The sequence below is a fragment of the Micromonospora sp. USAFONa4 genome (genome assembly GCF_057197825.1).
The window spans coordinates 2223608-2247757 of the sequence record NZ_CM170072.1 but is presented as its reverse complement, the minus strand read 5'-3'; the positions used below and the strand labels follow the sequence as shown (position 1 = coordinate 2247757).

The 24150-nt window shown below is 75.4% G+C and carries 21 protein-coding genes; 15 read left to right on the top strand and 6 right to left on the bottom strand.

Annotated elements, in window-relative coordinates:
* Positions 1 to 415: 415 nt before the first annotated feature.
* The 8 genes from AC0OO9_RS09380 (at position 416) to AC0OO9_RS09345 (ending at position 8467) form a co-directional block, all read left to right on the top strand.
* Positions 416 to 763: a hypothetical protein gene (locus tag AC0OO9_RS09380; RefSeq protein WP_484516979.1), complete on the top strand. Its 348-nt coding sequence runs from the start codon at positions 416 to 418 to the stop codon at positions 761 to 763.
* Positions 764 to 859: 96 nt separating this feature from the next.
* Complete coding sequence (locus AC0OO9_RS09375; protein ID WP_484516978.1) at positions 860 to 1690, top strand: DUF4097 family beta strand repeat-containing protein; 831 nt, start codon at positions 860 to 862, stop codon at positions 1688 to 1690.
* Positions 1687 to 2367, top strand: coding sequence for a PadR family transcriptional regulator (locus tag AC0OO9_RS09370; protein WP_484516977.1), 681 nt, complete (start codon positions 1687 to 1689; stop codon positions 2365 to 2367). The genes AC0OO9_RS09375 and AC0OO9_RS09370 overlap by 4 nt, the downstream gene beginning before the upstream one ends.
* A 77-nt stretch (positions 2368 to 2444) precedes the next feature.
* Positions 2445 to 3146, top strand: coding sequence for a response regulator transcription factor (locus AC0OO9_RS09365; protein ID WP_089003225.1), 702 nt, complete (start codon positions 2445 to 2447; stop codon positions 3144 to 3146).
* Positions 3143 to 4702 carry a HAMP domain-containing sensor histidine kinase gene (locus AC0OO9_RS09360; RefSeq protein WP_484516976.1) on the top strand — a complete coding sequence of 520 codons (1560 nt, stop codon included), beginning with the start codon at positions 3143 to 3145 and terminating at the stop codon, positions 4700 to 4702. Before AC0OO9_RS09365 ends, AC0OO9_RS09360 begins: the two co-directional genes overlap by 4 nt.
* A gap of 62 nt (positions 4703 to 4764) precedes the next feature.
* Positions 4765 to 6372 (top strand): S1C family serine protease, encoded by a 1608-nt coding sequence (locus AC0OO9_RS09355; RefSeq protein WP_484516975.1) that lies wholly within the window; start codon positions 4765 to 4767, stop codon positions 6370 to 6372.
* A gap of 175 nt (positions 6373 to 6547) precedes the next feature.
* Positions 6548 to 7219, top strand: coding sequence for a BON domain-containing protein (locus tag AC0OO9_RS09350; protein ID WP_484516974.1), 672 nt, complete (start codon positions 6548 to 6550; stop codon positions 7217 to 7219).
* 186 nt (positions 7220 to 7405) lie between these two features.
* Positions 7406 to 8467, top strand: a complete 1062-nt coding sequence (locus tag AC0OO9_RS09345) for a glycosyltransferase family 4 protein (RefSeq protein ID WP_484517898.1) — start codon at positions 7406 to 7408, stop codon at positions 8465 to 8467.
* Positions 8468 to 8477: 10 nt separating this feature from the next.
* Here AC0OO9_RS09345 and AC0OO9_RS09340 read toward each other — a convergent pair whose 3' ends face one another.
* Positions 8478 to 10025: a serine/threonine-protein kinase gene (locus AC0OO9_RS09340; RefSeq protein ID WP_484516973.1), complete on the bottom strand. Its 1548-nt coding sequence runs from the start codon at positions 10023 to 10025 to the stop codon at positions 8478 to 8480.
* A 235-nt stretch (positions 10026 to 10260) separates the two neighbouring features.
* On the opposite strand from AC0OO9_RS09340, the gene AC0OO9_RS09335 reads away from it, so the two are divergent.
* The 5 genes from AC0OO9_RS09335 (at position 10261) to AC0OO9_RS09315 (ending at position 17389) form a co-directional block, all read left to right on the top strand.
* On the top strand, positions 10261 to 11094 hold the full coding sequence (locus AC0OO9_RS09335; protein ID WP_132231132.1) for a patatin-like phospholipase family protein: 834 nt from the start codon (positions 10261 to 10263) through the stop codon (positions 11092 to 11094).
* Positions 11094 to 12110: a 1-acyl-sn-glycerol-3-phosphate acyltransferase gene (locus tag AC0OO9_RS09330; RefSeq protein WP_484516972.1), complete on the top strand. Its 1017-nt coding sequence runs from the start codon at positions 11094 to 11096 to the stop codon at positions 12108 to 12110. The genes AC0OO9_RS09335 and AC0OO9_RS09330 overlap by 1 nt, the downstream gene beginning before the upstream one ends.
* Before the next feature lie 9 nt (positions 12111 to 12119).
* Positions 12120 to 12440 (top strand): divalent-cation tolerance protein CutA, encoded by a 321-nt coding sequence (gene cutA, locus AC0OO9_RS09325; RefSeq protein ID WP_132231134.1) that lies wholly within the window; start codon positions 12120 to 12122, stop codon positions 12438 to 12440.
* Positions 12441 to 12487: 47 nt separating this feature from the next.
* Positions 12488 to 16192, top strand: a complete 3705-nt coding sequence (locus tag AC0OO9_RS09320; RefSeq protein WP_484516971.1) for an SCO7613 C-terminal domain-containing membrane protein — start codon at positions 12488 to 12490, stop codon at positions 16190 to 16192.
* Between the two features lie 147 nt (positions 16193 to 16339).
* Positions 16340 to 17389, top strand: coding sequence for a fatty acid desaturase family protein (locus AC0OO9_RS09315; RefSeq protein ID WP_484516970.1), 1050 nt, complete (start codon positions 16340 to 16342; stop codon positions 17387 to 17389).
* A gap of 58 nt (positions 17390 to 17447) precedes the next feature.
* Here AC0OO9_RS09315 and AC0OO9_RS09310 read toward each other — a convergent pair whose 3' ends face one another.
* A complete protein-coding gene (locus tag AC0OO9_RS09310; protein WP_484516969.1) occupies positions 17448 to 18221 on the bottom strand; it encodes a hypothetical protein in 774 nt (257 codons plus the stop codon).
* 199 nt (positions 18222 to 18420) lie between these two features.
* Here AC0OO9_RS09310 and AC0OO9_RS09305 point away from each other — a divergent pair, with 199 nt between their 5' ends.
* A complete protein-coding gene (locus AC0OO9_RS09305) occupies positions 18421 to 18714 on the top strand; it encodes a 4a-hydroxytetrahydrobiopterin dehydratase (RefSeq protein WP_484516968.1) in 294 nt (97 codons plus the stop codon).
* Complete coding sequence (locus tag AC0OO9_RS09300; protein ID WP_421454286.1) at positions 18711 to 19862, top strand: FHA domain-containing protein; 1152 nt, start codon at positions 18711 to 18713, stop codon at positions 19860 to 19862. The genes AC0OO9_RS09305 and AC0OO9_RS09300 overlap by 4 nt, the downstream gene beginning before the upstream one ends.
* A gap of 65 nt (positions 19863 to 19927) precedes the next feature.
* Here AC0OO9_RS09300 and rocD read toward each other — a convergent pair whose 3' ends face one another.
* The 4 genes from rocD to AC0OO9_RS09280 form a co-directional block, all read right to left on the bottom strand.
* Positions 19928 to 21142, bottom strand: a complete 1215-nt coding sequence (gene rocD / locus AC0OO9_RS09295; protein ID WP_484516967.1) for an ornithine--oxo-acid transaminase — start codon at positions 21140 to 21142, stop codon at positions 19928 to 19930.
* Complete coding sequence (gene ddaH / locus AC0OO9_RS09290) at positions 21139 to 21954, bottom strand: dimethylargininase (protein ID WP_484517897.1); 816 nt, start codon at positions 21952 to 21954, stop codon at positions 21139 to 21141. Before ddaH ends, rocD begins: the two co-directional genes overlap by 4 nt.
* Before the next feature lie 341 nt (positions 21955 to 22295).
* A complete protein-coding gene (locus tag AC0OO9_RS09285; protein WP_484516966.1) occupies positions 22296 to 23165 on the bottom strand; it encodes a thrombospondin in 870 nt (289 codons plus the stop codon).
* Positions 23166 to 23330: 165 nt separating this feature from the next.
* Complete coding sequence (locus tag AC0OO9_RS09280) at positions 23331 to 23894, bottom strand: hypothetical protein (RefSeq protein WP_484516964.1); 564 nt, start codon at positions 23892 to 23894, stop codon at positions 23331 to 23333.
* Positions 23895 to 24150: the final 256 nt, after the last annotated feature.

Below are 24150 nucleotides of genomic sequence, written 5' to 3'. Positions count from 1 at the left end.
GTCGGCGTGTCTCCCGTGCCCGCTCGACCGGCTCGTTGACCTGCGCGGATGCGGCGAGCATGTGTCGACGGTAGTGGTGTCCTCACCAGACTGTCACCACGCGGGCCCGTTCGCCGTCGTCGAGGACGTGGGCGGATCCTGCCGGGGCCGCCCCGCTCCCCCCGTGGCGGGGCGGCCCACCTCGACAGCGGGGTGGGGGAGAAGTGGGTCACCGTGGAGGCTGGCACCGGGTCCGGTGCGGACGGCACTGCGCGTGTCCGAACTGCGCGGAACGGCGGGAGATCCGGAGCAGGAGTCCGAAGCCGGCACCGGCGGTTTGGGGCGCGCGGCCGAACGACGCGACCGAGATCCTGTGGTACGGCGCGGCCGATCTCGCCGCCGCCGGGCGGGCGCGCCGGTCGAACGGGGGGCGCTGGTGAGGCCCGCGCTCTCCACCCGGCTCCCGCAGCCCGGCCCCGGGCCGCGCCCCGAGCGGCCCCGCCACCGGATCGAGGGCCGGCCGCCGCACACGCCGCTGCGACCGCACTGGGGTTGTCGCTCGTGCGGCCAGCCGTGGCCCTGCGCGACCGCCCGACTGTTGCTCAAGGCCGAGCACGAGGGCGCGCAGCAGAGCCTCGCCATCTACCTGGCCGGCCTCATGTACGAGGCGATGCGCGACCTCTACCACCTCGACCCCCACGGCGGCCCCAGCCCTCGGGCCATGTTCGACCGCTTCGTGGCCTGGGGCCCGTACCGCCGGCCGCTCGTGGAGCCGGTGCCGTGAGGCCGTCGCGCCGGCGCTTGGCATATCGCGATGTATCGCGTTAGTGTCCTGCCATCCGGCATGCCGACGACGCGGCACGCCGCGGAGGGAGGACCGATGACCGACTGGACCGTGCACGCCCCGCAGCGGATCACCCTGGAGGGGCCCGTCGGCCGACTCGACGTCCACCTGCTCAGCGGTCGCCTCAACGTGGTGGCCACCGACGGGCCGCCCCGGGTGGACATCACCCGGGTCGGGCGCCGGCCGGTCCTGGTGGAGCATCGCGACGGCCGGCTCTCCGTACGCCAGCAGCGACGCTGGCGGCTCTCGGACCACGTCTTCTGGCTGGGCCCGCTGTCCCGGCTGCCCCGGGTCGACGTCTCCGTCGCGGTCCCGCCCGACGTGCTGGCCGACCTGGAACTGGTGGAGGGCTCGCTGGTCGCGTCGGGCCTGCGCGGCAAGACCCGGGCGGAGGTGACCTCCGGCCGGATCGCCCTGATGGGCCTTGACGGCCGGACCTCGGCGAAGACCATGGCGGGCCCGGTCGAGGCGCTGGGGGTGGCCGGGGACCTGGACCTGGAGACCGTCGCGGGAGAGGTGACCCTCGCCGACAGCGCGGCCGGGCGGGTCCGCGCGCACACCGTCTCCGGGGCCATCACCTGCGACCTGGACAACCCCCGGGGCAGCGACATCCGGCTCAGCACGATCTCCGGCAGCATCACCGTCCGGGTCCGGGCGGACAGCGACCTGGCCGTCCGCCTGCACACCACGTCGGGCCGGATCACCAGCGGCTTCCCCGAGGTGCGGGGCAGCGCCGTCCCGGGGTCCGTGGTGGACAGCGAGGGCGTGCTCGGCGCGGGTGAGGGTAGGCTCTCCGCGTCCGCCACGTCGGGCAGCATCGCGCTGCTCGCCCGCCCGGTGGACGACGACGAGGAGGAGCTGCCGTGACCGCCGTGTTCAGTCACGGGCGGCTCCGGCTCTACCTGCTCAAGCTCCTCGACGACGGCCCGAAGCACGGCTACGAGCTGATCCGCCTGCTGGAGGAGCGCTTCCTCGGCCTCTACGCGCCCAGCGCCGGCACCATCTATCCCCGGTTGCAGCGGCTGGAGGCCGACGGGCTGGTCACCCACACCGCCGCCGGTGGCCGCAAGGTCTACGAGATCACCGAGGCGGGCCGGGCCGAGCTGCGGCAGCGGGCCGGCGAGCTGACCGCCCTGGAGTCGGACATCGCCGCCTCGGTGGAGGACCTGTCGGCCCTGGCCGGAGAGATCCAGAACGAGGTACGCGGCTCCGTCCGCGACCTGAAGCGGGAGCTGCGCGAGGCGGCCCGGCAGACCCGTCGTCCCCGCTGGGCGGCCCCCGGCTCCGGCCCGACGCCCGCTTCCGCCCCCGGCCCGTCGCCCGTACCCCCCGTCGGTCCGTCGCCCGCGTTCGGCGCGTCGTCGGAGGCTGGGCCGGCGTCCGCGTCCACCGCCACGCTGGCCGAGTTCGACCAGCGGCTGGCGACCTTCGCCGTCGAGGTGGGCGCCCTGGTCCGGGCCCGTCGGCTCAGCGACTCGCAGCTGCGTACGGCCATCCGGCTGCTCGACGGCGCGCTGGACGGGCTGCGCCGGCTGCTGCGCTGAGCCCGCCACGCCGCCTCACAGGTTCTTTCCAGCGAGTGCCCAGCGCGGACGCAGCGAGAGCACGGATGATGGGCGGCATGGCCGCTACCCAGACCGAGGCGCGACTGCTCGTCGTCGAGGACGATCCCAACATCCTCGAACTGCTCTCCGCGAGTCTGCGCTTCGCGGGCTTCGACGTGGCCACCGCGACGAGCGGCAGCGCCGCCCTCAACGCCGCCAAGGACCACCGCCCCGACCTGGTGGTGCTCGACGTGATGCTGCCCGACCTGGACGGCTTCGAGGTCATCCGGATGCTGCGCGAGGGCGGCACCCGTACGCCGGTGGTCTTCCTCACCGCCCGTGACGCGACCGACGACAAGATCCGTGGGCTCACCCTGGGCGGGGACGACTACGTCACCAAGCCGTTCAGCCTGGAGGAGCTGACCGCCCGGATCCGGGCGGTGCTGCGGCGGACCAGCAGCGGCGAGCAGGCGCCCTCCCGGCTCACCTTCGCCGACCTGGAGCTGGACGAGGAGACCCACGAGGTGCACCGGGCCGGCCAGCGGGTGCAGCTCTCACCGACCGAGTTCAAGCTGCTGCGCTACCTGATGCTGAACGCCAACCGGGTGCTGTCCAAGGCGCAGATCCTCGACCACGTGTGGAACTACGACTTCCGGGGCGACGACAACATCGTCGAGTCCTACATCTCCTACCTGCGCCGCAAGGTGGACAACACCCAGCCCCGGCTGATCCACACCCTCCGAGGCGTCGGCTACGTCCTGCGCAAGCCGGCGGCGTGAAACCGCTCGACCAGGGCAAGGCGCGGCTGCGCAGCGTCCCGCTGCGGGTCAAGCTGGTCGCCGCGGTCCTGGCCCTGGTCGCGGCCGCGCTCCTGGTGATCAGCTCCCTGACCACCGTCTTCCTCCGCGGCTACCTCATCGAGCAGGTGGACGGGGAACTGCGCGGCACCACCCGCTCGGTCAACGCGGTGCTCAACCTCTACAAGGAGGGCAGGACGGGCGGCACCGTGCTGCCCAGCGACTTCGTCGTGGCCCTGGCCGAGCCGGGCGGGGTGATGTCGCCCGTGTACGACACCCGCAACTTCCGGTCCGACCAGCTGCCGCGACTCCCCGACACCGTCGCGGGTTTCGCCGAGGAGACCGGCGAGCCGCGCACGGTCACCTCCCAGGACCACAGGTCCCGCTGGCGGATGCTCTACACCCAGCTGCCCGACGGTGCGGTCCTGGCCGTCGGGCAGCACCTCACCGACGTCGACCGCGCCGTCAAGCGACTGGTCTGGATAGACCTGCTGGTCGGCGGAGCGGTGCTGGTCCTGCTCGCCTCCATCGGCGCGGCGATCGTCCGGACCAGCCTGAAGCCGCTGGTGGAGATAGAGCGTACGGCCGCCGCCATCGCCGGTGGCGACCTCACCCGGCGGGTGCCCGACCCGGAGCAGGGGCAGCCCGTCCCCACGTCCGAGCTGGGGCGGCTCTCCCGGGCGCTGAACGCCATGCTGAACCAGATCGAGGTCGCCTTCACCGCGCGGGCCGCCTCGGAGCTGGCCGCCCGGTCCGCCGAGGCCGCCGCCCGGGAGGCGGCCGGCGCGGCGCGGGCCTCCGAGGCGCGCTCTCGCCGCTCAGAGGAGCGGATGCGGCAGTTCGTCGCGGACGCCTCGCACGAGCTGCGGACGCCGCTGACCACCATCCGGGGCTTCTCCGAGCTGTACCGGCAGGGCGCGGCGAGCGCGCCGGAGCAGACCGCCGACCTGCTGCGCCGCATCGAGCAGGAGGCGGCCCGGATGGGGCTGCTGGTGGAGGACCTGCTGCTGCTCGCCCGGCTGGACCGGGAGCGACCGCTCGCCCTCGCCCCGGTGGAGCTGCCCGTGCTGGCCAGCGAGGCGGTCGAGGCCGCCCGGGCGGTGGCGCCGGAGCGCCGGATCGAGCTGGAGGTCACCCCCGGCTCCGGTCCGCTGGTCGTCTACGGCGACGACGCCCGGCTGCGCCAGATCATCGGCAACCTGATGACCAACTCGCTCACGCACACCCCGCCGGAGGCCTCGGTGACCCTGCGCCTGCGCGCCGAGCCCGGGAACCTGGCCGTGGTCGAGGTGGCGGACACCGGTCCCGGGCTCACCCCGGAGCAGGCGGAGCGGGTCTTCGAGCGCTTCTACCGGGTGGACGCGGCGCGTACCCGGCGGGCCGGCGGCAACACCGGCACCGGCCTCGGCCTGGCCATCGTCGCGGCGCTGGTGCGCGCCCACCACGGCACCGTCGAGGTGGCCGAGACCCCCGGCGGGGGAGCGACCTTCCGGGTCCGGCTCCCGCTCGTGCCGGACGACGAGGGCGATGGCGAGTGACTTTCAGCCAACATTCAGGTGCGTTCCAGGCGGATCGCAGTGGTGCGCGTCAAGGTGGAGACATGACCGAGCACGAGTCCGACCCGCAGCGCCGGCCGGCCCACCCCGACGCCGAGCCGTCGCACCCCACCGCCGAGCTGCCGCGTGCCGAGCGCGCGCAGTCCGACTCCACCCCCGCCGGTGACTCCGACCCGACCGTCGGCCTGACCACCGTGCCCGGCGGCGACCCCGCCCCGGCCGCCGGTGACTCCGCCCCGCCCGGGCCCTTCGCGCCCGCCCCGGCCGTTGCGCAGCACCCGGCCGCCGGCCAGCCCCAGCCGTATCATCCGCAGGCTGCCACCCAGCCCGGTCACCCGCACGCGGCGGGCCAGTCCGGTCACCCGCAGGCCGCAGGCCAGTCCGGTTACCCGCAGGCCGCGGGTCAGCCCGGCTACGCCCAGGCCGCCGGGCAGCCGGGTCACCCGCAGTCCGGCTACCCGCAGGCCCCCGGCGCGCCCTGGTACGGCCAGCAGTCCGGCTGGAGCGGCGGGGGACAGCCGGGCCAGCCGTACGGTCACCAGCCGCACCCCTCCGGCCAGCCCGTCCCGCCCTGGGCGGCCCCGCAGACGGCGGGCCCCCGGCCCAGCCGGATCGCCAAGTTCGCCGGCGCCGGGGTGGCGGTCTTCGCGCTGATGCTCGGCTCGGGCGTCGCCGGCGGGGCGCTCGCGCTCGCCGTCGACGGCGACTCGGGCATCACCCGCACCTATTCCGCCGCGCCGATCATCAACGGCGCCGACCTGCCCCGGATCGCCGCCGCCGTGCAGCCCAGCGTCGTCTCGATCGGCACGGACAACGGCGAGGGCTCCGGCGTGATCCTCACCGCCGACGGCTTCGTGCTCACCAACAACCACGTGGTCGCCTCCGCCACCGACGGCAAGGCCGTGGTGACCTTCGCCGACGGCAAGACCGCCGAGGCCAAGATCGTCGGCACCGACCCGAAGACCGACCTCGCGGTGGTCAAGGCTGACGGCGTCAGCGGCCTCAAGGCCGCCACCTTCGGCGACAGCGACGCGATGCAGGTCGGCGACCAGGTGCTCGCCCTCGGCAGCCCACTGGGCCTCCAGGGCTCGGTCACCGCCGGCATCCTCAGCGCCCGGGACCGCACCATCCAGGCGGGCAGTGGGCAGCAGCGGCAGGACCCGGCGCAGGGGGCCAGCTCGATCGCGGGGCTGCTCCAGACCGACGCGCCGATCAACCCGGGCAACTCCGGCGGCGCACTTGTCAACACCCGGGGCGAGGTGATCGGCATCAACACCGCGATCGCCACCGCCGGGCAGGGCAGCAGCGGCAACATCGGCGTCGGCTTCGCCATCCCCAGCAACAAGGCCAAGGACGTGGCCGGCAAGCTCCAGCGGGGCGAGAAGGTCAGCCACCCGTCGCTCGGGGTCAGCGTGACCCCCGCCGAGGGCGGCGGGGCCCTGGTCGCCGCCGTCACGCCGGGCAGCCCCGCCGAGAAGGCCGGCCTGCAGCGCGGCGACGTGGTCACCCGGTTCGGCGACAAGGTGGTCAACGACTCGGACGACCTGGTCGGCGCCGTGCAGGCCGGCAAGGTCGGCGACCGGGTCGAGGTGACCTACAAGCGTAACGGCACCGAAGCCAGGGCGACCGTGACGCTCGCCGAGACGTCGTAACCGGCAACCGAAGACATTCCTCCTCCCTCCGGGCGGCGGGTGGCGGGGCCAAGGGGGTTGGCTCCGTCACCCGTCGCTCCCTCCGACGGCGGTTCACCCGGTGCGGGTGAGCCGCCGTCACCCGTCGTGCCGGAATCGTCGGCAGTCAGGACCGGCGAGGCGTACGGAGGGTGCGATGACCACGGCAGCGGCCGTTCGGACCGACGAGCGGATCCAGCGGGACGTGCTCGACGAACTGGCCTGGGACGCCCAGGCGCAGCCGAACGAGATCGGGGTGACCGTCCACGACGGCGTGGTCACCCTGACCGGCTGGGTCGACGGGTACGCGCGCAAGTGGGCGGCGCGGCGCTGCGCGCAGCGCGTACGGGGGGTGCGGGCGGTCGCCGACGACGTCGAGGTGCGCCTGCCCGGCGAGCCGGGGCGTACGGACGCCGAGATCGCGATCGCGGCGGGCCGGGCGCTGGAGTGGGACAGCTTCGTCCCCGCCGAGCGGCTGGACGTCACCGTGGCCAACGGCTGGGTGATGCTCCGTGGCGAGGTGGAGTTCGGCTGGCAGCGGCGTACCGCCGAGCGGGAGTTGCGCCGGCTGCGGGGCGTACGCGGGGTGACCAACCTGGTCGAGGTGCGCCCCGTCGCCCGTACCGACAGCGAGCGGCTCCGGCGCGACCTCCAGCGGGCGCTGGGGCGCGGCATCGGCACGGAGCGGGTGACCGTCGAGGTGGACGGGAACACGGTCGTGCTGACCGGGGTGGTGCGCTCCTGGTGGGAACGGGACGAGGCGGAGCGCGTGGCCTGGTCCGGCGAGGGGGTACGAGCGGTGCGGGAGCAGCTCCTCGTGGGCGGGTGACCGCCCGGATCGTCCCGTTTAGTGGCGCCGCCGCCGGGAACCCGTCGTCGATCCCGCCCGCCCCGCGGGCACCGGTCGCGGCGGGGCCGGCCCGGTGATGCCACAGCAGCGACCGAGGGGGAGGAATCCGTGGCCGTGAACCATCCGTCGCCCGACCGATCGGCACCGCGGCCGTTGCGGATCGCGATGGTGGTGCCGCCGTGGCTGTCGGTGCCGCCGCCCGGCTACGGCGGGCTGGAACAGGTGGTGACCGGCCTGGTGGAGACGCTTGTCGACCGGGGCCACGCGGTCACCGTGTTCGGGGCGGGCCGGGAGCACGGGACCGCTGCGGCGTTCGTCTCCACGGTGCCCGAACTCCAGTTCGACCGGCTCGGCGAGGCGCTGCCCGAGCTGGCCCACCTGGCCCGGGTCAACCACCGGGTCCACGCCGGCGACTTCGACATCGTCCACGACCACACCACCATCGGCCCGCTGATCGCCGGCCACCGGGCCGTGCCCACCGTCGCCACCGTGCACGGCAACCCCGTGGGCGAGTACGGCGACGTGCTCAGCGAGACCGACAGGGGGGTCGGGCTGGTGGCCATCTCGCATGCCCAGCGCCGGCTCAATCCGCCGCTGCACTGGGTCGGCACGGTGCACAACGCGATGGACGTCCGGGGCGTCCCGCACAAGACCACTCCCGGGCGGGGGCCGGTGCTCTGGCTGGCCCGGTTCAGCCCCGACAAGGGCCCGGACGTCGCCATCCGGGCCTGCCGGGCCGCCGGCCTGCCGCTGGTGCTGGCCGGCAAGTGCAACGAGCCGGCCGAGCGCCGCTACTACGACCAGGTGGTCCGACCCCTGCTCGGCGAGGACGTCCGGGTGGTGCTCGACGCCGACCGGGCCGAGGCGCTGCGGCTGCTGGTCGAGGCCCGGTGCCTGATCATGCCGATCCGGTGGGACGAGCCCTTCGGCATGGTGATGGTGGAGGCGATGGCGACCGGGACGCCGGTGGTGGCGCTGGACCGGGGGGCGGTGCCGGAACTCGTCCGACCGGGCAGGACCGGCCTGATCTGCGAGCACGTGGACGAACTGCCCGGCGCCCTGCGCGCGGCGACGGGCATCGACCCGGCGGCCTGCGTCGCGCACGTGGCGGAGAACTTCTCCACCGGGCGGATGGCCACCGGCTACGAGGAGGTGTACCGCCGCTTCATCGCGGAGGCGGCGTCGCCCGAGGCGGCCCGGGAGCCGGTCCGGGCGCGCGCCCGCTGACCGCCGGCGGTCAGACCCGCGCCGCCCCGAGCGCGGTGATCGCGCTGTCCAGCCGGCGGGCGTACGCGTCGGTGAGGGCGCCCTCGCCGCGCCGGATCGCGACCTTCTCGCGGAGCCGGGCGATCCGCTCGCCCAGGTCGCCCGAGCGGGCGCGGGCCGCGTCGGTCAGGTTACGCAGCTCGTTGCGGAAGTCGAGGCCGACGTCGGGGCGGATCCCCCCGTCGTCGAGGCCGGCGCCGATCAGCCCGTCGATCCGGTTGGCCGCCTCGATGAGGTCGCCGCGCTCCGGGGACGTCGGGGTCGGCCGGGGCGCGACCGGCGGGGCGGACGTCGGGGCCGGGGAGGCCGCCGGGGGCGGTGCGGCGTCGACCGTGGGCGTGGGGGAGGGCGGTGGGTCGGACGGGCCGGTGCTGGGCAGCGCCCGGGGCGGGCTCGATTCCTCCTGACGGATCGCGGGCACGGCCAGGGCCACCCCCACGAGCAGTACGACCGGCACGATCAGCACCGGGCGCGGCAGGCGGCGCCGACGGCGCTCCCGGGCGTGGCGGGCGCTGCGCGGCTCGGACCCGCCGCCCGGCCCTCCCGTGCCCGGGACCGTCCCGTCCGGCGGCACTGCTCCATCTGCCGGCAGCGTCCCGCCCCCCGGGGTCGGGGTGGCCGGCCCGGCGGGCAGGGTCGGGAGGGTGACCGTCGGCGCGAGCATGGTGGCGGCCTGCGGATCGGCGGGGAGTAGCTGGTCGCGCAGGAGGGTGGCGACCTGGCGGGCGGTGGGCCGCGCCAGCGGGTCCCGCTCCAGGCAGCGCAGGCAGGTGCGGGCGACCTCCGGCGGCAGGCCCGGCAGGTCGGCCAGCGAGGGCGGGCCCTCCCCGGCGAGCGCCTCGCTGAGCTGCTCCCAGGTGTCCGCCGGGTACGGCACCCGACCGGTCAGCGCCTCGTAGAGCAGCACGCCGAGGGAGTAGACGTCGGTGGCCGGCTGGGCGGGTGCCCCGTCGAGCCGTTCCGGCGCCACGTACGCGGGCGTGCCGAAGGTGCCCCCGTCCTCGTCGTCGTCCGGCGCGCCGATCCGGGTGGCGATGCCGAAGTCGAGCACCTTGACCCCGGCCCGGGTCATCATCACGTTGGCCGGGGTGATGTCCCGGTGCACGATGCCGAGCCGGTGCGCGGCGGCGAGCGCGTCCGCCACCTGGGCGGCTACCTCGACCGCCTCGGTCCACGGCAGCGGCCCCTCGGTGAGCCGCACCTCCAGCTCCTCGCCGGCCAGCAGCTCCATCACCACGAACGAGGTGATCGACCCGTCGGGCGCGACGGTCTCGCCGTAGTCGTGCACCGAGGTGACGTGCGGGTGGACGAGCTGGGCGGCGGCGCGGGCCTCCTCGCGCACCATGTCGCGGAAGCGGGCGTCGGCGGCGAGCGACGGGGCGAGCACCTTCAGCGCCACGATCCGGTCGAGCACCTCGTCGCGCGCCCGCCAGATCACCGACATGCCGCCGGCGCCGATCTGGTCGACGAGCCGGTACCGGCGGGCCAGCAACCGGCCGGGGTGCAGTGCTGGCTTCACGGAACGCACCTGCCTCGCTGTGGGAGCGCTATCAGGTTGCGCGAATGTGTCGGGCCTGTCAACGGTCGACTACCTCCCGGGACCCGGGCCGCCTCGGCGACCCGCCCCTCGGCCGCCCCCGGGCCGGCATCGAACCACCGCCGAGCCACGGCCGAGCCACCGTCGGGCCGTCCCCTCGGCCGCCCCTCGGCCGGCACCGGGCGGGCACTTTTCCGCCCGTGCCAGGATGGAACGCATGTCGCAGGGACCGGTGGCGTTCGTGCTCGGGGGCGGGGGAGTCCTCGGCGCGGTCGAGGTGGGCATGCTGCGGGCGCTGTTCCGGGCCGGCATCCGGCCCGACGTGGTGCTCGGCACCTCGATCGGGGCGGTCAACGGCGCGCTGGTCGCCGCCGAACCGTCCGAGGCGGTCACCGACCGGCTGGTCCGGCTCTGGGCCTCGCCCGAGGCGAGCGAGGTGTACGGCGACTCGGTGGCCCGCCAACTGCGCCGGTTCGCCGCCCGTACCCACCTGCACTCGCCGCGCCCGCTGCGCAAGCTGCTGGAGGCCGAGCTGGGTGCGGAGACCACCTTCGCCGATCTCAAGGTGCCCTTCCGCTGCTGCGCGGCCAACATCGAGAGGGCCGCCGAGCACTGGTTCGACAGCGGGCCGCTGGTGCCGGCCGTGCTCGCCTCCGCCTCGGTGCCGGGGCTCCTGCCGCCGGCCCGGATCGACGACCAGCACTACATCGACGGCGGGATCGTGAACTCCATCCCGATCGGCGAGGCGGTCGCCGTGGGCGCCACGCGGATCTTCGTACTCCAGGTGGGCCGGATCGAGCGGGCGCTGACCCCGCCCCGGCGTCCCTGGGAGATCGCCCAGGTCGCGTTCGAGATCGCCCGGCGGCACCGGTTCGCCCGGGAGATGGCGGCCCTGCCCGACGGGGTGGAGGTGCACGTGCTGCCCACCGGCGGGCTGGAGCCGCGCGACGACACGCCGTGGGCGTACCGGGACATGGCGGCGGTGGGGCGGCGGATCAGCCGCGCCTACACGGCCTCCCGGCGCTACCTGGCGACGCAGTTGGAGCACTGATGCCCCTACCGCCGCGGTGGGTACGCCGGCTGCTCCTGGCCCCCGGCGTGGTGCTGCTGGCCTTCCTGGTCGTGACGACCCTGCCGGTCTGGGCGCTGCTCGCGGCGGCCGCCTCGCCGCTGGTCCCGGGCCGGCTACGACCGCTGCGCCTGCTCTGGCTCGGCTGCGTCTACCTGGTCTGGGACGCGACGGCGCTGCTCGCGCTCTTCGTGCTCTGGGTCGCCTCCGGCTTCGGCTGGCGGGTCCGCTCGCCCGGCTTCCAGCGGGCGCACTACGTGCTCGCCGGCTGGTTCCTGCAGGCGCTCTTCTGGCACGCCCGCTGGGCACTGCACCTGAGCATCGACGTGGTGGGCACCGACCCGGACACGGCCCTGCCCGGCCGGCCCGAGCTGGTGCTCTGCCGGCACGCCGGCCCGGGCGACTCGTTCATCCTGATCCACGCCCTGGTGAACTGGTTCAACCGGGAGCCGCGGATCGTGCTGAAGGACAGCCTCCAGTGGGACCCGGCGGTCGACGTGCTGCTCAACCGGCTGCCGAACCGCTTCCTCGCGCCGGGGCCGGATAGCCGGGGGTCGGTGACCGAGCAGATCGGGCACCTGGCCCACGGCCTGGACGACGACGACGCGTTCGTGATCTTCCCGGAGGGCGGCAACTTCACCCCCGGCCGCCGGCTGCGGGCCATCGAGAAGCTGCGCGGCCTCGGCCTCGAACGGATGGCGCGGCGCGCGGAGCGGATGCGGCACGTGCTCGCCCCGCAGCCGGGCGGGCTGCTCGCGGCGCTGGACGCCGCGCCCGACGCCGGGGTGATCTTCGTGGCGCACACCGGCCTGGACCGGATGCTGAGCGTCGGCGACGTGTGGCGGGAACTGCCGATGGACAAGCGGATCATCATGCGTTTCTGGTCGGTGCCGCCCGAGGAGGTGCCGACCGGTCGCCAGGAGCGGATCGACTGGCTTTTCGACTGGTGGGCGCGGATCGACGAGTGGATCGCGGCCAATCGGGACGGTGCCGCGTAGGGTGCGCTGGTGGACCAGATCTGCGTGGTGACGACGGTGGTGGACGCCCGCTCGGTCGCGGACGTGATGGCGGCGGCGGCCGTCGCCGGTCGGCTCGCGGCCTGCGCCCAGGTGGGCGGCCAGGTGGACAGCACCTACTGGTGGCGTTCCGGGGTGGACACGAGCACCGAGTGGTCGGTGCAGTTCAAGACCGCGCCGGACCGGGCCGCCGCGCTCGTGGAGCAGATCCGGGCCAGCCACCCGTACGAGGTGCCGGAGATCCTGGTCACCCGGGTGGAGTGCGGCGACCCCGCCTACGCCGTCTGGGTGCACGAGCACACCCGGCCCTGAGTACCCGCACTCTGGTCAGGTGATCTCCCGGCCACCATGATGGCCGGGTGCAGAACACCGGTTACCCCTGTCCCGCCTGCGGCGCGCCGGCCGACCTCGGCTCCGGCTGCTCCGGTTGCGGCCGACCGCCGTACCCGGCCGCCGCCGAGGTGGTCCGGCTCGACCGGGAGATCGTCGCGCTCGGCGGCGAGGTCGAGCGGGCCCGCGCGGCGTACCAGGGACTCGCCGGCCGGCTGAACGCGGCCCGGCAGCGTCGGGCGGCGCTGGCCGCCGCGGTCCGGGCGGAGTTCCCCGCCCCGCGCCCGGCGGCGCCCGCGACCGCGGGACCGGTGCGCCCCGCGTCCGTCGCGACCCCGGTGCCGACCCGCCCGGTGCCGGGCGTGACCCCGGCGGCCGCGACCCCGGTGCCGGCGTGGCCGGGCCGGGGGCCGGTCGCTCCGGTCCCCGCGACGGCGGGCGCGGGCGTCGGCGGGGCGGAGACCTCCACCCGTACGGTGCAGGGCCTGCTCTTCGTCCTCGGCGGGCTGCTGCTGGGCACCGCCGCGGTGGTCTTCACGGCGGTGGCCTGGGCGTCGGTGGGGGTCGCCGGCCGGGCCCTGATCCTGTTCGCGTTCACCGCCCTCGCCCTGGCCGCGCCGCTGGTGGCGGTGCGGCGTGGGCTGCGCGGCACCGCGGAGACCTTCGCCGCCGTGGGGCTGCTGCTGGTGCTCCTCGACGGGTACGCCGCCTGGTCGGTGGACCTGGTCGGGGTGGCGGACTGGCCCGCCACCCGGTACGCCGCGCTGGTCGTGGGGGCCGGCGCGGTGGTCGCCGCCGGGTACGCCCGGCTCAGCGGACTGACTGTGCCATGGTTCGCGGCCCTGGCGACCGCGCAGCCGGTGCTGCCCCTGCTCGTCGTCGACGCCCGGCCGGACGCCGCCGGCTGGGCGATGACCTTCCTGGGGGTGGCGCTGCTCGACCTGGCGGTGCTGGTCGCGCTGCGCCGCCGAAGCGCCCCGGCGGCCGGTGCCGGTGCCGTCGGGCTGCCGTCGGCCGGTGCCGTCGGGACGCCGGCGGCCGGGGGCCCGACCGTTGGCGTCCCGGTTGCCGGTGCCGTCGCCCCGGCCGGTGTGGCGCCCGCGCCATCCGGCGAGCGTCCGGCGGTCCTCGCCGGGCGCGTCCTCGCCTGGGTGGGGCACGCGGGCGCGCTGTTCGTGGCCGCGTGCTGCGCGCTCGTACCGCTGGCCCTCGGCCGGGCCGCCGGCGTTCCGCTGCTGGCCGGTGCGCCGCTGCTGCTGGTGGCGCTGGCCCTGCTCGGCACCGCGCTGCTCACCGGCGGGGCGGTGTTCCGCGCCGTGGCCGCCGCGCTGCTGGTGCCGGTGCTGGCCGGCGCGGTGATCCGTCCGATTGCCGAGCTGGACCTGTCGCTGCTGCTCGCGGCGCTGGTCGTGGTGGCGGTGGCCGGCGCGGTACGGCTGCTGCCCGCCGGGTGGCGGACCGGTCCCCGGGCCGGCGCGCTGCTGGTGGCCGGTGGGATGGCGCAGTTCGTCGTGCTGCTGGCCGTCGCGCTCGCCGGCGCCACCGCCGGCCGGTCGCTGCCGCCGTGGCAGGGGGCCGCGGCCGGGCCCGACGCCGACGGGGGGTGGCAGCTTCCGGTGGCGATCGCGCTGACCGTGGCCGCCTTCGGGCTGTTGCTGCCGAGGGCGGCCCGGCCGGCGCTGGCCGCGATCGGCGCGGCGGTCGTCGTGCTGGCGGTGCCGGCCGGCTGGCCGTCGCCCTGGCCCGCGGTGGTGGCGCTCGACCTGGTGGCGGCGGTGGGCCTGCTGGCCGTCGCGGTGGGGCGTCCGGGCGTCCGGTCCTGGACGGTCCTGGCCGCGGGGGTGGCCGGGACCCTCCTGCTCGGGCACGGACTGGTCGTCGGGCTCGCCGCGCCGGCGGGTGCGGGTGCGGCGCTCGCGGTGGTGCTGGTCGCCGGGACCGCCGTGGCGGCGGCCGGGCGGCGCGGCACGGCCGTGCAGCGGCGGGTGGCCGGAGCGGCGTCGGCCGTCGTGCCGGTCGCGGTGCCGGCCGGCGCGGTCGTCGCCCTCCTCGCCGCCGGCGCGCCGGCCTGGTGGCAGGCGCGGGCGGCGCTCGCCGCCGTCGCGCTGCTGCCCGTCGGGCTGCTCGCGGTCCGCCGGCACTGGCCCGACCTGCGGGCGTACGCCTCCGTCGGGGTCGCCGTGGCGGTCACGGCGGTCGGGTTGGCGCCGCTGGTCGTACCGGCCGACGAACCGGTGACGCTCTACGCCGCCGTGGCGGTCCTGCTGGCGACGCTGGGCGGTGCGGTGCGCTCCGACGTCGTGCTGCGGGTGGCCGGCATCGGGCTGCTCGTGGTGTCGGCCGCCGCCGCCCTGCCGGTGGCGATGACGGCGCTCGTCGCCCCGTACGGCGAGGTGTCGCCCTGGTCCGGGGCGCCCACGGTCCGGGCCGACCCGGGGGCGCTCCCGGTGGGCCTGGCGTTGGTCGTACTGGCGGTGGCCGGGGTGCTGGCCGGCCGGCAGGACCGGGCTGTCGTGCGGACCGGCCCCACCGGCGTGGACGCGGTCCTGCCGGCGGGCGCTGTCGCGCCGGCCGGCGCCGGTTGGTGGCGGGCCGCGCTGGTCGCGGTGCCGTTCGCCGCGGCCGCGCTGCCCGTGCTGCTGGTGGCCGCAGGGGTGCCGTGGCCGGTGCTGCCGGTCGGCACGCTGCTCGGCGGGGTGGCCCTGGTGCTCCTCGCAGCCCTGGCCGCACCGCGTCCGCTGCTCGCCCCGGTCGGGTTGCCGGTGGGTCTGGTGCTGGCGGCGTCCGGGCTGCTCGGGCTGCTGGCCACCCGGACGGGCACGATCGTCGGCCTCGGCGTGCTCGTCGTCGCGGCGGCGGTGGTCGGGATGGCGGCCCGCCGGGACGACGCCCGGCTGGGCGGCGCCCTGGTCGCGGTGGCCGCCGCGACCAGCCTCGCGGTCGTCGCGCCGCTGGCCGGCGGGCTGCCGGTACGGGCGGCCACGTTCAGCGTGCTCGCCGTCGCGGCACTCACCCTGGCCGCCGCGGCGGTGCTCGGTCAGGTCGCGGCCGGTCCGGCCCGCCGGGGACGGGCCACGGCGGCGGCGTTGGACGCGGCGGCCCAGGCGGTGGCGCTGGTCGCGCTGCTGCTCGCGGTGGGCTCGTTGCGCCACGCGGCGGCGGTCTGCGTGCTGTGGGGCGCCGCCGTCGCGCTGCGGGTGCTGCCCCGGGGCGAGTCGGCGGGCCGGCGGTGGGCCTTCGCGGGCATCGCCGGCGGCAGTGAGCTGCTCGGCGGCTGGCTGCTGCTGGCCGCCGGCGACGTGGCGGTGCTGGAGGCGTACACGGTGCCGGCGGCGGCGCTGGCACTCGTGGCGGGCGTGGTGGCGCTGCGTACCCGGCCCGGGCTGAACAGCTGGCTGGCGCTGGGCCCGGGGCTCGCGGCCGGGCTGCTGCCGAGCCTGGTGTCGGTGCTGGTGGCTGCGGACCCCCAGCCGTGGCGGCGGCTGCTGCTGGGCGTCGCCGCGCTCGCCGCGGTGCTCGCCGGGGCGACCCGCCGCTGGCAGGCGCCGGTGCTGCTGGGCGGGGTGACCCTGGCACTGCTCGCCCTGCACGAGCTGGTCCGTGGCTGGGACCTGCTGCCCCGCTGGATCTTCCTGGCCGTCGGCGGGTTCGCGCTGATCGGGCTCGCCACGACCTACGAGCGGCGCCGCCGGGACCTGGCCCGGCTCCGGGCAGCCGTCGGCCGGATGGGCTGACCGGGCCCGGTCACGGGTGCCGGGGGTAGGGCTCGCCCTACCTCCGACCCGGGGGTGGGCAGGGTTACTCAGCGCAACCGTTCGCCGGAGACTGGAAGCGGGAACGCGCCGGCCGGCGCGCTCCGGGATCGAGGAACGGGAGCCGCGATGGTGCTCGGAGCGGTGGCGGAACCGCCGGTACGGCGGGGCAGTGACTACGCGCAGTTGTCCCGGCGGATCAGCGGGGCGGGCCTGCTGGAGCGACGCCCGGGCCGGTACGTGACCCGGATCGTGCTCACGCTTGGCGTCTTCGCGGCGGGCTGGGCGGCCGTCGGCCTGGTCGGCGACTCGTGGACGCAGCTCCTGGTCGCCGTCTTCCTCGCCGTCGCCACCACCCAGGTCGCGTTCCTCGGCCACGACGCCGGCCACCGGCAGATGTTCCGGCGGCGCGGACCGAGCGAGGCCATCGGCCTGCTCACCGGCAACCTGGCGGTCGGGCTCAGCTACGGCTGGTGGGTCGACAAGCACAACCGGCACCACGCCAACCCCAACCACGAGGACGAGGATCCCGACGTCGGGGCCGGCGCGCTGGTCTGGACGTACGAGCAGGCCGCCGCGACGCGCGGGTTCGGCCGCCGGCTGGCCCGCCGGCAGGCGTGGCTGTTCTTCCCGTTGCTGCTGCTGGAGGGGCTCGCCCTGCACGTGGCGAGCGTGCAGGCGATCGTGGGCCGGGACTCCGACGGCCGGTTCCGCACCCCGATGCGGCGTCGCGGCGTCGAGGCGCTGCTGCTGGTCCTGCACGCCGTGGGCTACCTCGGTGCCCTGCTGCTGGTGATGTCGCCGGTGAAGGCGCTGCTCTTCGTCGCCGTCCACCAGGGGCTGTGGGGCTTCTACATGGGCTGCTCGTTCGCCCCCAACCACAAGGGCATGCCGATGCCCACCGCCGACGACGACCTGGACTTCCTGCGTAAGCAGGTGCTCACCTCCCGCAACGTGCGGGGCGGCCGGCTCGTCGACGTCGCCCTGGGCGGGCTCAACTACCAGATCGAGCACCATCTGTTCCCGAACATGCCCCGGGCCAACCTGCGCCGGGCCCGGCCGATCGTCCGCGCCTACTGCGCCGAGCAGGGCATCCCGTACGCCGAGACGGGGCTGGTCGAGTCGTACCGTCAGGCGCTCGCGCACCTGCACGAGGTGGGCCGGCCGCTGCGCGGCTGAGACGCGCGAACGGGGGCGGCGCCGATCGGCGCCGCCCCCGTTCCGTGTGCGGTCGGGCTCAGGAGCCCATGGACTCGATCAGCTCCTGCGGGGCCTCCTGCGTGTCGCCCGCGGCGGGCTTCTTGACGGTGACCGGGGCGCCGAAGTCCGAGTAGTTGGTGATCATGGTGCCCAGCGACTCGTGCAGCACCTGGGTGTCGATGGCGAACTCGACGAGCCGGCCCTGGTCGTCGACCCTGGCGGTGAACGGGACGGCCTTGGCCTTGTCACCGAGGGCCTGGATGGCCTTGTCATCGGGCTTGGTGCGGGTGTAGTCGAGGGTGCCGGAGTAGCTGCCCGGGGCGGTGCTCTCGACGTCCACCACGCTGTCGACCATCTGCTTCGCGCCGCCCGGGTCGCCGTCGGGCATCAGGTTGAGCTGGCCGCTCTTGCCGAGCTTGGTGGCGTCCATGTGCATCCACTTCTTCGGCATCCCCTGCATGCCGGTGACCTTCAGGTAGACGTCGTTGCCGAGCATCAGGATCCGGAAGGTGCCCTCGGCGCCCATCTTCAGCGTCATGTCGCCGGTCTTGGTGGCCGGGTCCATCACGCCGCTGCCGTTGATGACCGGCGACGTGAGCTGCATCTTGACGGTCTGCTGGTTCAGCTTCTTCGCGGCGGCGGCCAGCTCGGCGCGGGCGTCGGCGGGGGCGCTGCTGGCCGGTGCCGCGCCGGTGGTGCCACCGTCGCCGGCCGGAGCAGCCGTGTCCGTCCCCGTACCGCACCCGGTGAGACCGAGGGCGAGGGCGGCGACGAGCGCGACCCCCGTGGTCGCCAGCCGTCGAGTGTTCATCGTGGAAATCTCCTCACGCAGGGTGGGCCGGGGGCGACGCCGGTCGCGGGCCCGGCCGGGCCGCCGGTCAGCCTAACCCCGCCGGTCCACAGCCGCTCATCTATGCCGTGGCGGTCCCCGGGCCGCCGCGCCGCCGGGGCGGACCACACCTCCCGCCGCTGGTCGGCGTCGTCGCGACCGGTCCCGGTAGGGTCTCCCCATGGCAGACGTGCTCACCGCCGAGGCGGTGCGAGACGAGCTGGGTGGGCTGGCGGGCTGGTCGGGAGACCCCGCCGGGATCACCCGCACCGTGGAGCTGGCCAGCTTCCCGGAGGCCATCGTGGTGGTCGACCGGGTCGCCGTGACGGCGGAGGAACTGGACCACCACCCCGACATCGACATCCGCTGGCGAACCCTGACCTTCCGGTGCGTCACGCACTCGGCGGGCGGGGTCACGCGGCGTGACCTGGAACTGGCTCGGCGGATCGACGAGATCGTGGGGAGCGTCGGATGAGATTCGAGATCAGCAAGGTGCTGGACGCCATCGAGGGCCGGGTCAGCACCGACCCGTCGCTGGCCCGGGCCGTAGTCGACCTGGCCGAGGTGATCCGCTACCAGGACCTCGACGGCGGCCGGCCGGCGAGCCTGCTCCGCCTCGGCATGGTGATCGACGCCCTCGCCCGGGAGATGGAGGAGGACAGCGTCCCGGTCTACGCGGTGGTCCACCGGGCCCTGCTCTCCGACGCCGACCTCACCTCCAACGAGCGCATGGTGGTCCGCCGGTGGGCCGACGACGGGCTGGTCGAGGTGCTCGACAACCCGGGCGACCGGATGCTGGAGGTGGCGGACCTGCTCGGGCTGCCCGTGCTCACCCGGGTGCGGGCCGACGGCCTGCGCGGGCGCTACCCGTGGCTGGTCGAGCAGGCCGGCCGGGTGCTCGCCCCGGTGCCCGGCGCCGGCGGGCCGGCCTTCGTCGCCCACGTCGGCGGCGGGCACACGCCCGTCGCCGGTGACCGGTCACCGGCCGGCGTGAAGCTGCTCGCCCGGCGCTGGCGCTGCGCGGAGCCCGGTTGCGCGCTCTTCGGCGGTGGTGGGGGCGGCGGGGCCTTCGCCGACCTGTCCCGGGTGGTGGAGCGCAGCCCGGCCGGCCAGCCGCCGCCCACGCTGCGCGGCGGCGTGCCGACCTGCCCCCGGCACGGCACCCGGCTCGGCGACGCCGGTCCGCGACCGCGGAGCGCCGTCCTGGCCGTGCGGGTGGGTGGGCTGATCCGCCGACGCTTCGTGCTCACCGAGGACGAGCCGGCGGTGGTCGGCCGCGCCCCCGACCAGGCCGGCGGGATCACGCTCGGGCAGTGGCTCAACGACGAGGCGCGCCGCTGGATCAGCCGCAGCCACGTCCGGTTCGAGCTGCGGGTCGGCGAGGTGATCGTGACCGACGTGAGCACCAACGGCTCGGGCATCCGCCCGGGCGGGTCGATGGCGGAGCCCGACCGGGTCCCGCTGGCGCCGCAGCAGTCCCGGGTGCTGGCCGAGGGCGACATGGTGGAGCTCTACCCCGGGGTGCAGATCGGCCGGCCCGACGAGCTTCCCACCGGCGCCCCCTACACGCCCACGTCGGTCATGGCCGAGGCACCCACGATGGCGATGCGCCTGCCCCGCTGAGCCGCCGGGAGACGACGGCGGGCGCCGGGACCGTGGTCCCGACGCCCGCCCGTGTCGTACGGGGCTCAGCCGGCCAGCACCGCGGCGAGCTGGGCGACCGCGTGGTCGATCTCCTCCTCGGTGATCACCAGCGGCGGGGCGAGCCGGATGGTGGCGCCGTGGGTGTCCTTGGCGAGCACCCCGCGCTCGGCGAGCCGCTCGCACGCCTCCCGGCCGCTCATCAGCGCCGGGTCGATGTCGAGGCCGGCCCACAGGCCCCGCCCCCGCACCGCGACGAGGCCCCTGCCGACCAGCGACCGGAGGCCGGCGTGCAGCCGGGCGCCCAGCTCGGTCGAGCGGCGCTGGAACTCGCCGGTGGCCAGTAGCCGGACGACCTCGGTCGCGACGGCGCAGGCCAGCGGGTTGCCGCCGAAGGTGGAGCCGTGCTGGCCCGGCCTGAGCACGCCGAGCACGTCGGCGTTCGCGGCCACTGCGGAGACCGGCACGATGCCGCCGCCGAGGGCCTTGCCCAGCAGGTACATGTCGGGCGTGACGCCCTCGTGGTCGCAGGCGAAGGTGTCCCCGGTCCGGCCGAGGCCGGACTGGATCTCGTCGGCGATGAAGAGCACGTTCTGCTCGGTGCAGACCCGGCGTACGCCCGGCAGGTAGCCCGCCGGCGGCACGACGACGCCCTGCTCGCCCTGGATCGGCTCGATCAGCACCGCGACGGTGTTCTCGTCGATGGCGGCGGTCAGCGCCGCCAGGTCGCCGTAGGGGACGACCGTGAAGCCCGGGGTGTACGGCCCGAAGTCGGCCCGCGCGTCCTCGTCGGTGGAGAAGCTGACGATGGTGGTCGTCCGGCCGTGGAAGTTCCCCTCGGCCACCACGATGTTGGCCTGCCCCGGCGCGACGCCCTTGACCTGGTAGCCCCACTTGCGGGCGACCTTGATGCCGGTCTCCACGGCCTCGGCGCCGGTGTTCATCGGCAGCACGAGGTCCTTGCGGCACAGCTCGGCCAGCTCCCGGCAGAAGTCGGCGAACTGGTCGTGGACGAAGGCCCGGCTGGTGAGCGTCAGCCGGTCGAGCTGCGCGTGCGCGGCGGCGATCAGCGCCGGGTGGCGGTGGCCGAAGTTCAGCGCCGAGTAGCCGGCCAGGCAGTCGAGGTAGCGGCGGCCGTCCACGTCGGTCAGCCAGGAGCCCTCGGCGGAGGAGATGACCACCGGCAGCGGGTGGTAGTTGTGCGCGGTCCACCGCTCCGCGTCGCGGATCGCCTCCGGCGTCCGCAGCATGTCGTCGATCACTGGCTCGCCTTTCCCTGACGGAGTCGCAACGTGCAGCACTTCGGTCCGCCGCCGGCCTTGCGCAGCTCGGAGAGGTCGACACCGATCGTCTCGTAGCCCCGGTCGCGCAGCTTCGCGGCCAGGCCGGTGGCCTGCTCCGGCAGCACCACGTGCCGGCCGTCGCTGACCGCGTTCAGCCCGAAGACCTCGGCGTCGGCGAGGGTGGCGTGCACCGCGTCGGGGAAGAGCCGGCGCAGCACCGCCCGGCTGCCCGGCGAGAACGCCTCCGGCAGGTACGCCACCGTCCGCTCGTCGAGCACGGTGAGCGCGGTGTCCAGGTGGTAGAAGCGCGGGTCGACCAGCTGCATGGTCACCACGGGGTAGCCGAAGACCTCCTGGAGCTGCGCGTGCGAGGCGTGCGCGGTGCGGAAGCCGGTGCCGGCCAGCAGGAAGTCGCCAGCCAGCAGGATGTCGCCCTCGCCCTCGTTGACGTGCTTCGGGTCGTGCATCTCGAAGCCGGCGGCCTCGAACCAGGCGTGGTAGGCGGGGGCCTCGTCGGCGCGCTGCGGGTCGCGGAACTGCACGGCCATGGCCTTGCCGTCGATCACCGTGCCGCCGTTGGCGGCGAACACCATGTCGGGCAGGCCGGGCACCGGAGCGATCTCCTCGACGGTGTGACCCAGGTCCCGGTAGGTCTGGCGCAGCTGCTCCCACTGCCGAACGGCGAGGTCGGCGTCGACCGGCGCGGTCGGGTCCATCCACGGGTTGATGGCGTAGTCGACGGCGAAGTACGTCGGCCGGCACATCAGGAAGCGCTGGCTGGTGGCGTCCATCGTCATTGTCCTGCTCCCAGGGGTCGGGCGCGCCCGGCCACCTTCGGCCCACGGGCTGGCGCCGTTGCTCAACGTTATGCGCCGTCGATGGTGGAATCCACCGCTGGAAGTTGCGCAGGCCGACGAAACGTTGCGTCTGGGGAGTGCTGGACGATGGTTCGTTGCGTATCGAGCCCTGTCGGTGTGCGCGACCGGAAGGCGGGCCCGGCAAACACTTCGGGGGCGGCGAACCGCCGCCCCCGAAAAAGGGTTGCCCGGCTGGTGAACCACCAGGCTGGTCGGGCGTCGCCGGTGAACCACCGGCGCTGCCGGCGCACCGCCGGCGAGCCGGACAGTGCCCGCTAGAAGCGGTCCACAAACTGTGAGTCAAGCCACTCGCGGAACCGCTGCACCCAGTCCCCGTCGGTGGTCGGCCAGTCGAACTGGCCGGTCATCGCCAGCACGCCGAGCACCACCGCGCCGAGGCCCAGCGCGATGCCGAGCAGCGCGTCGGTCTTGCCGGCGATGTGCCGGCGACGGGTGGCCATCAGGCCCAGCACCGCGAGGACCGCGCCGAGGGCGCCGAGGGCGATGCCGTACCCGGCGAGGCTGCCGGTGAGCACGAAGAGCGCCCCGGCCACGCCGACGATCAGCCCCAGCGTGGCGAGGACGCTGGCCCGGGGCTTCGGGCCGGCGACCACCGCCCGCTCCGGCTCGCGGTCGGGAACGCCGTCGCCGTCGCGGTCGACGGGCCGCTCCACGGTGCGGTCCCGGTCGACGGGCCGCTCCACCGTGTCCCTGTCGAGCGCGCGGTCCCGGTCCGTCCGGGCGCCCAGCGCCGCGTTCCGGTCCAGATCGGTCGTCCGACCGTCGAGGGTCCGTTCGAGGGTCGGGTCGGGCTCGGTGGTCCGGGGGACGCGTCGGTGGTCGTCGTCGGTGGGCCGGGCCGTGGCCGCCCGGGCGACTGCCGCCCGCTCGGCCGCCCGCCGCTCGGCGGCGCCGTCCCGCCCGGCGCCGTCGGGCGCGGCGCTGCTGCGGTACGTCGTCTGCTCGCCGTCGCGGTCGGTGACCACCGGACGGCTGGGCCCGCTGCCGCCGTCCGCGTCGGCCCGCGGTACGCCGTCCCGGCCGGTGCCGGCGGGAGCGTCACGGTCGTCGACGCGGCCGTCGAGGTTCTCGTCCCGTGTCGGCGCCTCTTCCGACCTGCGGGACAGCGAGGGAATCTTCACCACACACACCTCCTCGTGAATGCGTGGTGGCCGATGCAACGACTGCCGCCCACGCGGTACGCCTCTGCAATACCCAGGCGGTCGTTCCGCGACACCGGGCGCGCGCGGCGGGGGGCCGGGTCGGTGCGGAGGACGTTCCGGTCCACGCGTGCAGCCGGGCGCGGCGTCCTACCGCTGCCACGTGTCGAGGGCGCGGACGGCGGTGCGGGCGAAGTCGTCCATGAGGTCCGGGCTGCCGCTGGTGCCCTCCCAGCCCTGGTCGTGGAGCACCGTCGTGGCGTCGTCGACACGGATCACGGCGATCTGGCTGACCGCGTCGCCGCCATTGCGGTCGCCCTGCAGGTCCGTCTGCGGCCAGGTCTGGGTCACGAGCAGGGCCTCGTCGCCGACGCCGGGCAGCGGGCGGGTCCGGACCTCGACGGTGGCCCCCGACCGGCGGAAGGACTGGCACGAGTCGAGCGAGCCGCGCACCCGCCGCAGGTAGTCCGAGGCGCCCTCGCCCTCGAAGGTGAAGATGGTCTGCGTGACCGTGCCGTACGGCACGTTCTCGGGCGGGTCCTCGATCTGCTTGTAGACGTTCAGCATCGAGGCGCTCGCGGTCACCGCCCGACCGCCGGTGCCGAACTCCTCGCCGCACAGCCTGGGTAGGGCGTTCGCGACGGGCGTCGTCGTCCGGGGCGACTTCCGATGCTCCGGCGGCAGTTCGAGGAAGGCCGAGGTGGGAATGGTCACCGGCGCCTTCCCACTGGGCGAGGGCGGCGGAGTCGTGGCGGTGGGCGTCGACGCGGTCGCCGAAGGGGTGGGTGCCGGGCTCTGACCCTGATCGTCGGCCGGGGCGGTGCAGCCACCGCCGAGGCCGATGGCACCGAGCAACGACACACCGAGGGCGGTGGATCGCCGCAGTCTGGTGGCAGGGCGCCGTGGGGTGCGGTGATCCATCGTGGTGCCTCCCTGTGTCGGCCTGTCCGGACCTCTTCCCGGCAGCGGG

Excerpts from the sequence above, each read along its gene's own strand:
- AC0OO9_RS09355 (WP_484516975.1), top strand. The coding sequence starts at position 4,765 with ATGACCGAGCACGAGTCCGACCCGCAGCGCCGGCCGGCCCACCCCGAC.
- AC0OO9_RS09375 (WP_484516978.1), top strand. The coding sequence starts at position 860 with ATGACCGACTGGACCGTGCACGCCCCGCAGCGGATCACCCTGGAGGGG.
- AC0OO9_RS09305 (WP_484516968.1), top strand. The coding sequence starts at position 18,421 with ATGGCAGACGTGCTCACCGCCGAGGCGGTGCGAGACGAGCTGGGTGGG.
- AC0OO9_RS09365 (WP_089003225.1), top strand. The coding sequence starts at position 2,445 with ATGGCCGCTACCCAGACCGAGGCGCGACTGCTCGTCGTCGAGGACGAT.
- ddaH (WP_484517897.1), bottom strand. The coding sequence starts at position 21,954 with ATGGACGCCACCAGCCAGCGCTTCCTGATGTGCCGGCCGACGTACTTC.
- AC0OO9_RS09335 (WP_132231132.1), top strand. The coding sequence starts at position 10,261 with ATGTCGCAGGGACCGGTGGCGTTCGTGCTCGGGGGCGGGGGAGTCCTC.
- AC0OO9_RS09300 (WP_421454286.1), top strand. The coding sequence starts at position 18,711 with ATGAGATTCGAGATCAGCAAGGTGCTGGACGCCATCGAGGGCCGGGTC.
- AC0OO9_RS09330 (WP_484516972.1), top strand. The coding sequence starts at position 11,094 with ATGCCCCTACCGCCGCGGTGGGTACGCCGGCTGCTCCTGGCCCCCGGC.
- AC0OO9_RS09350 (WP_484516974.1), top strand. The coding sequence starts at position 6,548 with ATGACCACGGCAGCGGCCGTTCGGACCGACGAGCGGATCCAGCGGGAC.
- AC0OO9_RS09345 (WP_484517898.1), top strand. The coding sequence starts at position 7,406 with ATGGTGGTGCCGCCGTGGCTGTCGGTGCCGCCGCCCGGCTACGGCGGG.
- AC0OO9_RS09310 (WP_484516969.1), bottom strand. The coding sequence starts at position 18,221 with ATGAACACTCGACGGCTGGCGACCACGGGGGTCGCGCTCGTCGCCGCC.
- AC0OO9_RS09315 (WP_484516970.1), top strand. The coding sequence starts at position 16,340 with ATGGTGCTCGGAGCGGTGGCGGAACCGCCGGTACGGCGGGGCAGTGAC.